Source organism: Comamonas sp. C24C, assembly GCF_053345995.1.
Genome location: NZ_JBKFBC010000002.1, coordinates 693,613 through 705,457, shown reverse-complemented (window position 1 = coordinate 705,457; position 11,845 = coordinate 693,613). Strand labels below are relative to the sequence as shown.

Sequence of the window (11,845 nt, the reverse complement as noted above, 5' to 3'; positions counted from 1 at the left end):
AACACAGCTATCTTGGGATAGCTTGCTTAGTTGGCATTGGCGGTAGAGCCTGCACCAGCAGTACCGGAAGTGCCGCCGCCGTTAGAGAAGTAACCAGCGTTGCCAAAGGCTCCAGCGTTCTGATGGACGGTACCTACCGAGGTTGCACCCGATCCGGTGTTGGTCCAGGCACCGCCAGGGCCCGAGATAGCGGCCGAAGTTGCACCATAGCCGGAGGTGGTTCCAGCATTGCTATTCACATAGGACAGTCCACCGCCAGGGCCCGCACCAGTAGCGACTTGGTTGGCTGTGTGCGAAGTGGCCACGCCAGCTGCGCCGCCGCTGACGGGGCCTGCGCTATAACCAGCGAGTGCTGCAGAACCTGCGTTGGCATTGGTCGCAGCACCGCCACCGGCAACAGCGTTGCCCGAAGTGGCAGACAGGCTCTGCACATTACCGTAGGTCGTTGCGCCACCACTGACCGCGGCGCCGCCTGCACCGTAAGGGCCGACAGCAATACCGCCACCAGCTGCATTGGCGTTGGAAGTTGCACCGGAGGTGGCGCTATTCATGCTCAGCGCAGCACCGTTGCCCGAGCTGGCTGCACCCGAGACCGTTGCCGAAGATGCACTTGACGTCGTGTTTGTGGCAGCGATGCTTGAGCCGCTCACTGCAGCAGATGCAACACCAGCCAACGCAATAACCGCCATGGCAATCAGAGACTTTTTCATGATCGTTCCTTTGAATAGCGAGTTTGGAGACAACTGAGGTATGTGAGAGAGACCTGTGCCAAGTATTAAGCAAAGGCCGGTTTTAACCGTCTTCAAGTTCTGGATTCAATTTTCATGGTCCACAACATGATTTCGGTAGCAGCAGTTTCAGAAAATGTCTGGAAAACAGTAATACCCTATTTGCAATTATTTTTCTCCCACCCAGATAATTGCGGAGAATGAATAGTACGAAGTGCTTGATGAATGGTGCGCTATTGAAAAAATAGCGTTATGGGAAATTTCCTACAATGTTAAAAAAAGTAATCCACATTTCTATTTTTATTATTTCTCTTATGTTTCAAAAATAAAGGGTTTTCATCTAATTTTTATGGATGCATTTCAATGCCGTACCCAATATTGAAGTGAATAAATGTAAAAATTTAAACCATATTTTTCCTTATGGATTTTTAATAGATTTTTGCGAGATGAAATTTTATTTTTCAGCAGATTTTCCAATTTCCATTACATAGATCGGGTGTCACATGTATCTCTCCGACTTGCCCAAGGGGCCATACTTCGATGCAGGCAGCATCGAAGTCACATCCTCTGCCACGGGATACACCTGGCCATCCGACATGAAAGGTCAGAAGAACCAGCCAGTTCGGGTTTTCCTGGCCGACGAAGACAGACACAGCAGGAGCGTGATCTCGCAGGAGCTCATGCGTGACCCTCGGACCATCCTGATCGGGCAGGCCTCCTCCTATCGAGAAGCGCGCAAGGGCGTCTTGGCCGAGGAGTTCGACGTGCTTCTCGTGGACCTGTCTCTTAGCGAAGGACAAGGAGCCGATTTGCTGGAGTTAGTCCAATTGAGAATGCCCAATGTATTGAGCATTGCCATTTCTTCCAGCGAAAAAGGCGATGCCGCCATGGATGCTTTCAAAAAAGGGGTGGTTGGATATTTATTAAAGAATTCATGGTTTGGAAGTTATTCGCAAGCGGTACTGGAGGTGGCCAATGGCGGGGCATCCATATCTCCGATTGTTGCTAAGAAAATTCTGCCAAAGATATTTCAATACTCTGCGCCCAACGAAATTCCTCTTGAACACAAAAAATTCGAAAAGCTGACGGATAGGGAAAAAGAAGTTTTACGATTGATTGCTCAAGGAAAAAGAACCCATGAGATTGGGGACTACATGGAAATAAGTGCTTTGACTGTATCAACGCATGTGAAAAACATCTATCGAAAGATGCAGGTAAGAACCAGAGCCCAGGCCGTCAGGTATGCAGTATTGAAAGGCATCATTTGAAAGTATCGAATACTCAAACGCTTTGGGTCGACAACAGCGCTTTGGCCTACAGAATGTGCTTAACCTGTATCGAGATTTGAAATATTCGACCGGACGCTTTTTGATAGGCAATGCCCAGCCGCGCGGGGCCGGTGCATTTGAGGGTCGGCTTTCAACCATGTTGCCCAACTCCGGTGCGCCTGTGCGTCACGCTCACATGGCTGTCTGTGATCCAGCAGCTCTGAGGCTTCAGCAAGATCTTTGCCGGTGTTAGCCACTGCAACCTCAAAGCCTGCCGCACCTTGTCCAACAGCATCATGCACCTGAACAAGCGTCTGAGCCGCCCTCCTTGATTCGCCTGCTCGCAGCAAGACAACACGAAATTTCAAGGTGTCACACGGCTCTGTTACATTCATTCACAGGAGTGAACATGCAAACAACTGCCGTCGAACAGCCGATATCCAAGCCGCTCTCATTTCCTCATCATCTGACCGGCATGGGCGTCGTGGCTCTGGTCAACCCGTTGATCTACTACAGCCACAATCCGACGCGTGCGTGGCTTGAGACTTGGCTTTCGCCTCTTGCCCTGGCGCTTGCCGCATATGGTCTATATGCCCTGCTTCCAACCCATCGTGCAAAGAGTGCATGGCCCAAGGGCTTTCTGGTACTCGCCTGGCTTCTGCTTTCTCTGTCGGTAGCAAGTCCATGGATAAACCCGCCTCGCTCCAATCCGTATGCGACACAGGCCAAGCAACCCGCCCCCATCCCGGCAGTCACCAGCGTTGGCACAGTCGCAGAAGACTCTGAGTGGTGAACAGCTGCTTCACCCCTGACGATTGGTCGAACCATCTGCTCTGCCACGGCTGATGACCTCAATAGCCTGGTATCTTGCGATGCAGAAGCTAATTCGGCACCGGAACTGATGCAGCCGCCTTCTGCACAGCGGAAATGCTGCTGCCAGGCATGCGCTCCCCGAGAAAATCCAGAAAGTGCCTGACTGCCGGCGCCAGCCCGCGCCGCGAGGGGAACACCGCATGCACGATGCCGCGCGGGGGCGCCCATTGCGGCAACAGCTGCACCAGCGTGCCCTGGTTCAAGGCATCCTGGCACATATAGTCAGGCAGCCAGCACATGCCGCTGCCGGCCAGTGCGGCAAATTTCAGGGTCAGCAAATCATCGACCACATAGCGCGGCTGCAGCTGCAGCCGGTGCTCCTTGCCTTCGGGTCCGACCAGCAGCAGGCTGGAATGGCCGTCGACCGCCGTCATCGCCATGCTGTCCAGCAGTTGCAAGTCCTCCAGCGTGCGGGGCGTACCCTGGCGCTGCAGCAGATCGGGGCTGGCCACCAGTATCTGGCGCGAGCTGTCGAGTCGCTTGACGACCATGGAGCCGCTGTCCTCCAGAGTGGCACGTACGCGCAATGCAACATCCACCCCCTCCTCGACCAGATTGACGGGGCGATTGGTGACCTGCATCTCCACCTGCACCAGCGGGCAGCGCTTGAGAAACTCGGGCATCAGCTCACCCAGCACCGTCTGCGCCAGCGTCACAGGGCAGGTCACGCGGATGGTGCCGCGCGGCTCGGTCTGGACTTCGGCCACGGCATCCGAGGCAGCCAGGGCAGCATCGCGCATGGCCTGACCATGGCGCAAAAAAGTCTCTCCGACCTGAGTAAGAGACAGCTTGCGGGTGGTGCGCTGCAGCAAACGCACTCCGAGGTGGGCCTCGAGCTCAGCAACACGGCGCGAGAGGCGCGACTTGGGGATGCCCAGCGCCCGCCCGGCAGCCGCAAAGCCGCCGCGCTCGACCACCTCGACGAAGTACAGCATGTCGTTGAGATCCACCATGCACATTTCCTTGGAATCGATTGAATTGATATTTGGAACGATCTATCGCATTTTTGCAGACTTATTGGCGAATCTAAACAAATCTACAATCTATTCCATTGCAATTCAAAACCAATCACTGTTTTGCCGCAACGCAGCATCGGAGCTAGGCAAGAAGTGTTTTCTGACTCATTTTTAGAGGTATAGATACCAATATGCAAATCCTGCACATCGACTCTTCCATCACCGGCTCCAATTCCGTGACCCGCGCACTGACTGCCGATATCGTTGCCAGCCTCAAGCAGACCAACCCCGAAGCCAAGGTCGACTACCTGGATCTGGCCGTGAGCGCCCCCAGCCACCTGAGCGCACAATCCCTGGGCTTTCGCACCGGCCAGGCCGCTGCCACCGAAATCGAACGCCAGGAAAACGCTGTCTCCGAAGCCCTGGTCAGCCAGTTCCTGGCCGCTGATGTGATCGTCGTGGGCGCCCCCTTCTACAACTTCACCATTCCCACGCAGCTGAAGGCCTGGCTGGATCGCATCGCCCAGGCTGGCCGTACCTTCAAGTACACCGCCACCGGCCCCGTGGGTCTGGCCCTCGACAAAAAGGTCATCGTGGCTTCCGCTCGCGGCGGTGCTTACTCCACCAGCGAAGCGGGCCAGGCCATGGAGCACCAGGAAAGCTATCTGAAGGTGATCTTCGGCTTCATGGGCGTGACCGACGTGACCATTGTTCGTGCTGAAGGCGTGGCCATGGGTCCCGACGCCAAGGCTGCGGCCATGGAAGCGGCCAAGGCTCAGATCGAGCAAGCACAAGCCGTCGCTGCCTGATAGCTGACTGAGCTGCAAAAGCCGGTATCGCCCAGGGCGTACCGGCTTTTTTTGCGCGACAAAGCCGGGCCCACCGAGGTTTCGGACATTTCCGACTGAAGTTCTCGAAAAAATGCCGATCTGAAGACCTGAACCCGCTGTTTTTGATACGCTGAAAACACTTAGATACTTATCAGGCCCTAGTCCCGGTTGACCCGGTCACGTTTTCCCAGATGCCAGCTTCCCGTCCCATGCCCACCGCCGTCCGTCAATCGCCTCAGCGCTCCGACGAGAACCTCGTCGTTACCGCTATTGCCGTATTTCTGGTGGCAGCACTGATTCTGGGCACGGTCGCCTATCGATACCTCAAGCATTCACAGCAGCAGCAGGAGCAGACTCGTAGCGAGCGTCAGGCCTACAAGCGCTATAACGACTATCTGGACTCCACCGAACAGGCAACTGCCAAGCCTGCCGCCAACCAGCCCTCGCCTGTGCAGGCCAGCGCGCCTGCCGCAGCGCCCAGCATGGCCGAGAAGCTGCTCAACCACCCTGCAGTCACACCAGGCCCAGGCTTCAACGCTCCGGGCGTACAGCAGACCGGTGTGGCCATCATCGATGCGATGGACCACGCCCAGGCAACCGCCAAACAATAAGCCCAGGCCGGCAGAAAAGCCCTGCTCGCCCCACGCCAGCTCAGCGCATTACCAGACCGCCGTCCACCAGCAGCAGTTGCCCGGTCATGAAGCCACTGAGTTCCGAGGCCAGAAACAGCACCGGCCCCGCCACATCTTCGGGCCGCGCCAGCCGCCGCAGCGGCGTGGCCGCCATCAGCGATTCACGGAAAGACTCCTTGCTGTCCTGCGTACCCTGCGTGGGATAGACCAGACCAGGCGCCACACAGTTGACGCGTATGCCCACAGGCCCCAGCTCGCTGGCCAGGTTGCGGCTGAAAGCCAGCAAGGCCCCTTTGGATGTCGTGTAGTCGTGATAGGCGACAACAGGCTGCTCCACCAGATTGCTGACGATGTTGACAATGCTGCCGCGCGCGCGCTGGCGCATCAGCGGTAGCACCGCACGACAGACATTGAAGCTTGCGCCTACGGCCCCGTCGAACTGGGCCTGATAGTCCGACCATTGCAGATCGTCAAACCGGCTGCGGCGTTCCGGATCGAATGCATAGGGCCTGAAGGCATTGTTGACCACGATGTCGATGCCCCCCGCTTCGCGCACTATGCTGTCCACCATGCCCTGCACGGCCTCTGGCGAGCCCACATCGGCCTTGACCGCCCAGGCATCGCCGCCCGAGTCCTTGCCCGCAGCCAGACAGGCATCCACGGTGCCGGCTGCGGCTTCGTCGTTGGACAGGTAGTTGACGGCCACCGTCGCACCCTCGCGCGCAAATGCCAGGGCAATCGCCGCGCCAATGCCACGGCTGGCTCCCGTCACCAGCACCACCTTGCCGCGCAAGCCCATTGAAGAAGACTGACTCATATTCACGATTTCCGCTCAAACACTGACAGGCCCCAGGCAGGAGACAGCAAGCAAGTGCCTTGGCGGCTCGCCGCCCTGCACTGATTGTCGTACCCCTCCCCAAGGCTCGGCGCCGCCCAGGCGGTGCGCCTCAGGGGGAGACTTACAGCGACACCACCACATCCGCCACCTTGATCTGACGCTGCACCATGCCCAGCGCACGATAGACATCGGCGCCTTTTTGCAGCGCAGCCATATCGAAGCTGCCCAGCGGCTGCCCCTGGACGGCGGGCATGGAAGAGGCGTTACGCAGACGTATCACATCCAGATTGATGTCGCGGCGCGTGCCGTCGATGGCATATTTGCTGGCCAGCACCGAAGCCTCCTCGGGGTTCGCCATCATCCAGGCAGCGCTTTCGCGGTAGCCCTTGACGAAGGCCTTGAGCAAATCCTTCTTCTGCTGGAACACTTCTTCGCGTACCACAAACATGTCGCTGGACATATTGAGGTGGTCGCTGACCTGCATCACATTGACATCGCCGATGCCCTTGCGCAGGCCCACGGCCAGACCGGTATCCGTGGCGGCCGTGGCGTCAACCTGCCCTTGCATCAGGGGAGCAAAGTTCAGCAGGCCGGTCACGACAATGCTCACATCCGACTCTTTGAGGCCGGCCTGATGCAGCATCACCAGCAGATTCTGGCGTGTGCCGCTGGCAAGGCTGTAGACACCGATCTTCTTGCCCTTGAGGTCTGCGGGCTTGCGAATGCCCGAGGACTTGAGCGAGACCACGTTGAACACGTTCTGCGGATAGATGTCGTAGATGGCCACCAGCTTCTCGCCCTTGTCCAGCGCCATGAAGAAGGAGCCGGGATCGGTAAACGCCACGTCGGCCTGGCCGCTGAGGATGTTGCGGATTGCATCGCCACCACCCGCGCCAGGCAGATAGGCCAGTTCCACGCCGTTGGCCTTGAAGAAGCCTTTTTCGGGCTCGACCAGAATATTTGTGATCTCGCTGATGGGCTTGCTCCAGCCTGCCAGGCGAATCTTGCCCTGCAGAGGAACCGCCATGCTGGTGCCGGTCATGGCAAGGCCGCTCAGGCCTGCACAGGCGCCGAGCAGGCTGCGGCGGGAGATGAACGAAGTCTGGTTGCTGTTGTGCATGACAAATGGTTTGAAGATGCGGTCAGGCCCGATTGCCGGACTGCGAGGTTGAAAAGTGATGGGAGCGCAGCAAATAGCGCTCCAGAACAAGACAGGCTTGGTACAGCAGCAGGCCCATGGCGGCAATCAGCACCAGCGCCGCAAACATCAGCGTGGTGTCCATCATTCCCTGGGCGGCAATGACCACGGCCCCCAGGCCCTGGCTGGCGCCCATGAACTCGGCCACCACGGCGCCGACCAGCGCCAGCACCACGGCCACACGCAGCCCGGCCAGAATCGCGGGCAGCCCCGTCGGCAGCTTCAGGCGCAGCAAGGTCTGCAAACGTGTGGCCCCCAGCATGCGAAACAGCTGCAGGCGCTGGGCATCCACCTGGCGCAGGCCCGTCAATGTGTTTTCCATCAAGGGGAAAAAGCAGATCAGCGCCGTGATCAGCACCGTGGGCAGCATGCCGAAGCCGAACCAGAGCACGAACAGCGGCGCCAGAGCCAGCTTGGGCACGACCTGGCTGACCACCACATAGGGCTTGAGCACGCGCTCCAGCAGCTCGGACTCGGCCAGCGCCATACCCGACAGCAAGCCTACGGCGCTGCCTATGAGCAGACCCAGCAGCAGGGCCTGCAAGGTTGCCCAGAGATGCGGCCAGAAATAGCCGGACGCCAGACCCGACCACAGGGACAGCGCCACTGCCGAGGGTGCAGGCAAGACCAGCGCCGACAAGCCAAATTGCCTCGCAGTCAGCTCCCACATTGCGATCACAGCTATCAAAAGCGAGGCAGACAGCCAGTGTGTTCTGTTCAGCAGGCCGCTCATGCGCCACCCCGGTCCATGGATGCGCGAATGCGCGCGCAATAGTCGTTGAACGCCGCGCCATGACGCAGGCTCTGCTGGCGAGGCTGTGGTAACTCGACAGACCAGTCGTCCACGATGCGGCCACCATGCATGAGTGCAATGCGGTCACCCAGATAGACGGCCTCGTTGATGTCGTGGGTGACAAAAAGCACCGTCGTGCCATGCCGCTGGCAGGTGCGCAGCAAATCGTCCTGCAGCTCTGCGCGCGTGATGGCATCCAGTGCCGCAAAAGGCTCGTCGAGCAGCAGCAGCGGCGGCTCCAGAATCAGGGCACGTGCCAGCGCCGCCCGGCTCTGCTGTCCGCCCGAGAGCTGGCGCGGATAGAGCGAAGCATGTTCGGCAAGACCCAGCTGCTCCAGCAACTGCATGGCCGCCCGTTGATCCTGCAGCCCGGGCTTGCGCTGCAACGACACGGGCAGCAGCACGTTGTCGATCACCGTATGCCAGTCCAGCAAGGTCGGCGCCTGGAACATGAAGCCCAGCTGCGGCCCTGGGGCTGCCAGTTCGCTGCCGCTCAGCAAGACTTGCCCCGACTGAGGCCTGAGCAGGCCTGCCGCCAGCTTGAGCAGCGTGGTCTTGCCGCAGCCGCTGCGCCCCAGTAGGCAGTGAATCTCTCCTGCCCCGATCTGCCAGTCCACGCCATCTACCACGGGCGCTCGTCCCGGGTACCTGTATCTAGCCTGCTTGAACTCCATGAATGCCACGGCTGTGTCCACTCCCTCAGTCCGCATAAGAGGCCAGCGGCTGGGCCGCCAGTTCTGCCGACTGCTCGATCTCCGTCATGCGCACCAGATCCAGCAGATTGAAGCGCCCGTCATGGTGCCAGCCCGCCTCGGGCATGCTCATGGAGCCGATGGCGCTGATACGCGTGACGCCAACCGCACCCAACAGCCCCGCCAGGCGGTACAGCTCTTCGGGGCTGGCAGCAATGCCGGCGGTCTGCAGATAGTCGCGCTGAGCGGCCACCACGGGCAGCACGGCATCGAGCCGGTCCACGGCCACCACGGCTATCGTGCGGTACAGCGCGGTCGGAGCCAGGGGCTGCAGACTCTCGCTGTAGGCCACGCTCCAGGGCGCATCCACAGGTCCCAGCAACTGGTGTGCTTCACCGCCCCACTCCATGTTCTGCTGCCAGCGGGCCAGCGCCGCCCCTTCTTCCAGATCCAGCTCGCGGCGCGCGAATCGTCGCTGCAGATTGGCAAGCTCGGCGGCCAGATAGTCGGCAAAAGCACGCGGAGAGACCGGCGCCCCACGCTGCACATAGAACACATGGGGCGAGTAGCAGCCCTGCTGGTCGTAGCGCATCACGTCCCAGGCGGCCAGCCTTGCCATGCCAGGAGCCTTGAGCGTATCCAGCGCCTGCGCACCGATCAGGCCAAAGCCCAGCTTGTGGCCATGGGGCAAAAAGCGCGTCGTCACGGGCAGGCGACGACGCAGTGCATCCAGAGTCTGGTTGCCGCCGTAAGCCAGCACCGTATCGGCCTGGGCATAGAGCGCGTCGGCCTCCTCGCCGCCCGCGCCGCGCCACCAGACCACGGCCAGACAATCGGCCAGCGGCGGGTGCACCTCGGCAAGCAGGCGCGCAAACCAGCCCGCGAACAGGGGCTCGGCACTGGCCAGTTTGCCGATTGCAGGGGCCTTGACCAGCAAGCCGCTGACCAGGCTCCACAGCGACAGCGCAGGCACGTTGCCGGCCCAGCTATGCACCAGCAGGTCCGGGCCGAAAGCCCGTACGGCCCCGCCCTTGGCTGCCGGCTGAAAGCCGTCGAGCACTGCCGGGTTGGCAAAATCCTCGGCCACGAAGCGCTTGAGCTGCGCTGCGCGGAAGGTCTTGAAAAATCCTGTCAGCCCCAGCCGCACCATATCGGCGTCATAGCCACTGACCACAGGCAGCCAGGCTTCGGCCTGCTGGCGGTAGATGTCGTTGCGATCCAGCAGGCGGGCCATTGCACGATCGACTACATCGATGATCTCGGCTACCGGCATGGGGCGCAGATGGATGGCTGCGGCCTTGCGCACACGACAGGCCAGTGACTGCATCTGCGGTGCCGTCAGCACGGGCACGCTGACTTCCAGCACTTGGCCGTCCCGGGACTCGAAGTCCAGCGTCTGCCACTGCACTTCCTCGTCGCCGAGGCCGGGCAGATAGCCAGCCTTGATCCGCTGTAGCTTGCGCTGCTCGCTCATGCGCCGGCAGCTTTCACAAACTCTTCAACCGCCAGCGAGCAGCCCTTGGCGGCAGCGCCCTCGGCGCGCCCCAGCAGCAAAAAGCCGTCTTTTTCCTGCGGGCCGGCCCACAGGCCCACATCCTCGGTCAGGATGGTGGTCACCGCGTTGTAGTTGGCCAGATCGCAATGCACCAGAATGCCGCGCTCACCAGCCGCCACGTCCCTGCCGGTGATCGGCTCGACCAGACGCGAACGGATCCAGTGCGGACCGGACTTGACCGAAGGCAGCGCCGCATTGCCATCGTCATAGAACTGGGTGCTCAGCTCCGTCATGCCATACATATTGATGCACAGACTGCGCGGCACGCCCAGCAGCTGTGAAAGCTCTGCATAGAACTCTTCAAGGGGCAGCTCGCGCGACTGCCCCTTGTAGCCGCCCGTATCCAGTACGCGGCTGCCTGCAGGCAGGCGGAAGCTGCGGCCCTGTTCACGCAGGGCATCCATGACATGGACCAGGCTGAAGCTCGCGCCCAGCAGGGCAAAAGGCTGGCCGCTGCGCTCGGACTCCTCCAGCGCGGCGCACAGGGCCGGCATGTCCAGCCCTTCCGAGTTCAGGTAGTAGCGGCTGCCGGCCGAACCGAATTCGGACCGGGCAAGGGCCAGATAGTGGGCCAGCGAGGAATTGGGCATGGCCTGCTCATCGGGAAACAGAATGCCCATGGGCATGCGCTCCAGACCCTGCATGAAGCGTCGGGCGAAATAGCGCTTCATGGACAGGTCGTAGACATCGAGCTGCGGATGAAAATGACGTCCGCGCGCAGCGCGGCCTGTGGTGCCGCTGGTCATGAATACACGCTCGGCGGGCGATGGCGGCTCGCTGCGCAGCTCCATCGCCTTGAAAGCATCGATGGGCACGGCAGGGACATCACGCCAGCTCCTGACATTGCGCAGCGTGGCACCGCGCCGCTGGCAAAAGCTGCGAAACGGAGCATTGCATTCGTACTGATAGGCGAAAAGGCGCAGGGCGAGTTGGTTGAACTGGTCGTCGGTGCAGTCATCCATTGCGATGAAAGCAAGCAGATCGGCGACCAGCGAAGCGGCCTTGTCCATGAAATTCCTTCGAGAGCGGGGACGTCATGCTCCGAAGGCTTGCTGACCATGCGAGAACGCACTGCCCTGAGGTCAGCTTGCAAGCTCTTCTTCCGCCGGTATGAACCGGGTCAAGTTCGCGGGTGTAGATCTCAGCACTGGCGTGCACCCCGGAGCGCGGCGCCATCTTACCCCAATGGCGTCGCTGCACGGAGCCCGAGCTGCCGCATGTAAGTCGCGTCACTTGTAACCTCGGGTAAGGCTCCAGCACGGGCAAGAAGGACATCTACGGCAAAAACATCAAAACACTGCTGCCCAAATACAATCGACCCAGTACTGCAAGCTGCCTGAGACCTAACCTGCCACAGCGCCGACAATGGCGCGTATGCGCCATGCCTGAAAGCGCGGCGTGTCGCAGTAATGGACTGTGTCAGCAGACGCTTGCAAATCATCCAGGGCACCGAACGCCCACCCCAAGCCCCAGAGATATTTA

At 60.1% G+C, this 11,845-nt stretch carries 13 protein-coding genes; 5 read left to right on the top strand and 8 right to left on the bottom strand.

Annotated elements, in window-relative coordinates:
* Positions 1 to 26 precede the first annotated feature (26 nt).
* Positions 27 to 650 carry a hypothetical protein gene (locus ACLBXN_RS06890; RefSeq protein WP_349305214.1) on the bottom strand — a complete coding sequence of 208 codons (624 nt, stop codon included), beginning with the start codon at positions 648 to 650 and terminating at the stop codon, positions 27 to 29.
* Here ACLBXN_RS06890 and ACLBXN_RS06885 point away from each other — a divergent pair.
* The 3 genes from ACLBXN_RS06885 to ACLBXN_RS06875 all read left to right on the top strand — a co-directional run bounded on the left by ACLBXN_RS06885 (position 568) and on the right by ACLBXN_RS06875 (position 2,789).
* The gene (locus tag ACLBXN_RS06885) at positions 568 to 747 is read left to right on the top strand and encodes a hypothetical protein (protein ID WP_349305213.1); all 180 of its coding nucleotides are present in this window, start codon (positions 568 to 570) and stop codon (positions 745 to 747) included. The two genes, ACLBXN_RS06890 and ACLBXN_RS06885, sit on opposite strands and share 83 nt — an antisense overlap.
* Positions 748 to 1,231: 484 nt before the next feature.
* A complete protein-coding gene (locus ACLBXN_RS06880; protein ID WP_447611597.1) occupies positions 1,232 to 1,996 on the top strand; it encodes a response regulator transcription factor in 765 nt (254 codons plus the stop codon).
* A gap of 409 nt (positions 1,997 to 2,405) precedes the next feature.
* Positions 2,406 to 2,789 (top strand): hypothetical protein, encoded by a 384-nt coding sequence (locus tag ACLBXN_RS06875; RefSeq protein ID WP_447611596.1) that lies wholly within the window; start codon positions 2,406 to 2,408, stop codon positions 2,787 to 2,789.
* Between the two features lie 88 nt (positions 2,790 to 2,877).
* On the opposite strand, the gene ACLBXN_RS06870 is transcribed toward ACLBXN_RS06875, so the two are convergent.
* Positions 2,878 to 3,822 (bottom strand): LysR family transcriptional regulator, encoded by a 945-nt coding sequence (locus tag ACLBXN_RS06870; RefSeq protein ID WP_211456057.1) that lies wholly within the window; start codon positions 3,820 to 3,822, stop codon positions 2,878 to 2,880.
* Between the two features lie 194 nt (positions 3,823 to 4,016).
* Here ACLBXN_RS06870 and ACLBXN_RS06865 point away from each other — a divergent pair, with 194 nt between their 5' ends.
* Both ACLBXN_RS06865 and ACLBXN_RS06860 read left to right on the top strand, forming a co-directional pair.
* A complete protein-coding gene (locus ACLBXN_RS06865) occupies positions 4,017 to 4,634 on the top strand; it encodes an FMN-dependent NADH-azoreductase (RefSeq protein ID WP_447611595.1) in 618 nt (205 codons plus the stop codon).
* A 230-nt stretch (positions 4,635 to 4,864) separates the two neighbouring features.
* Positions 4,865 to 5,266 carry a hypothetical protein gene (locus tag ACLBXN_RS06860; protein WP_447611594.1) on the top strand — a complete coding sequence of 134 codons (402 nt, stop codon included), beginning with the start codon at positions 4,865 to 4,867 and terminating at the stop codon, positions 5,264 to 5,266.
* Positions 5,267 to 5,306: 40 nt separating this feature from the next.
* Here ACLBXN_RS06860 and ACLBXN_RS06855 read toward each other — a convergent pair whose 3' ends face one another.
* The 6 genes from ACLBXN_RS06855 to ACLBXN_RS06830 form a co-directional block, all read right to left on the bottom strand.
* Positions 5,307 to 6,086: an SDR family oxidoreductase gene (locus tag ACLBXN_RS06855; protein WP_447611625.1), complete on the bottom strand. Its 780-nt coding sequence runs from the start codon at positions 6,084 to 6,086 to the stop codon at positions 5,307 to 5,309.
* A 160-nt stretch (positions 6,087 to 6,246) separates the two neighbouring features.
* The gene (locus ACLBXN_RS06850) at positions 6,247 to 7,245 is read right to left on the bottom strand and encodes an ABC transporter substrate-binding protein (RefSeq protein WP_043004257.1); all 999 of its coding nucleotides are present in this window, start codon (positions 7,243 to 7,245) and stop codon (positions 6,247 to 6,249) included.
* 22 nt (positions 7,246 to 7,267) lie between these two features.
* Positions 7,268 to 8,056, bottom strand: a complete 789-nt coding sequence (locus tag ACLBXN_RS06845; RefSeq protein WP_447611593.1) for an ABC transporter permease — start codon at positions 8,054 to 8,056, stop codon at positions 7,268 to 7,270.
* Complete coding sequence (locus tag ACLBXN_RS06840) at positions 8,053 to 8,790, bottom strand: ABC transporter ATP-binding protein (RefSeq protein ID WP_447611624.1); 738 nt, start codon at positions 8,788 to 8,790, stop codon at positions 8,053 to 8,055. The genes ACLBXN_RS06845 and ACLBXN_RS06840 overlap by 4 nt, the downstream gene beginning before the upstream one ends.
* A gap of 25 nt (positions 8,791 to 8,815) precedes the next feature.
* Positions 8,816 to 10,282 (bottom strand): acyl-CoA reductase, encoded by a 1,467-nt coding sequence (locus tag ACLBXN_RS06835; RefSeq protein ID WP_447611592.1) that lies wholly within the window; start codon positions 10,280 to 10,282, stop codon positions 8,816 to 8,818.
* Complete coding sequence (locus tag ACLBXN_RS06830) at positions 10,279 to 11,373, bottom strand: LuxE/PaaK family acyltransferase (protein ID WP_407716017.1); 1,095 nt, start codon at positions 11,371 to 11,373, stop codon at positions 10,279 to 10,281. The genes ACLBXN_RS06835 and ACLBXN_RS06830 overlap by 4 nt, the downstream gene beginning before the upstream one ends.
* Positions 11,374 to 11,845: the final 472 nt, after the last annotated feature.

Bases quoted from the DNA above. Each gene is read 5' to 3' on its own strand.
- ACLBXN_RS06880 (WP_447611597.1), top strand. From the start codon at position 1,232: ATGTATCTCTCCGACTTGCCCAAGGGGCCATACTTCGATGCAGGCAGC.
- ACLBXN_RS06875 (WP_447611596.1), top strand. From the start codon at position 2,406: ATGCAAACAACTGCCGTCGAACAGCCGATATCCAAGCCGCTCTCATTT.
- ACLBXN_RS06870 (WP_211456057.1), bottom strand. From the start codon at position 3,822: ATGGTGGATCTCAACGACATGCTGTACTTCGTCGAGGTGGTCGAGCGC.
- ACLBXN_RS06865 (WP_447611595.1), top strand. From the start codon at position 4,017: ATGCAAATCCTGCACATCGACTCTTCCATCACCGGCTCCAATTCCGTG.
- ACLBXN_RS06860 (WP_447611594.1), top strand. From the start codon at position 4,865: ATGCCCACCGCCGTCCGTCAATCGCCTCAGCGCTCCGACGAGAACCTC.
- ACLBXN_RS06855 (WP_447611625.1), bottom strand. From the start codon at position 6,086: ATGGGCTTGCGCGGCAAGGTGGTGCTGGTGACGGGAGCCAGCCGTGGC.
- ACLBXN_RS06850 (WP_043004257.1), bottom strand. From the start codon at position 7,245: ATGCACAACAGCAACCAGACTTCGTTCATCTCCCGCCGCAGCCTGCTC.
- ACLBXN_RS06845 (WP_447611593.1), bottom strand. From the start codon at position 8,056: ATGAGCGGCCTGCTGAACAGAACACACTGGCTGTCTGCCTCGCTTTTG.
- ACLBXN_RS06840 (WP_447611624.1), bottom strand. From the start codon at position 8,790: ATGGAGTTCAAGCAGGCTAGATACAGGTACCCGGGACGAGCGCCCGTG.
- ACLBXN_RS06835 (WP_447611592.1), bottom strand. From the start codon at position 10,282: ATGAGCGAGCAGCGCAAGCTACAGCGGATCAAGGCTGGCTATCTGCCC.
- ACLBXN_RS06830 (WP_407716017.1), bottom strand. From the start codon at position 11,373: ATGGACAAGGCCGCTTCGCTGGTCGCCGATCTGCTTGCTTTCATCGCA.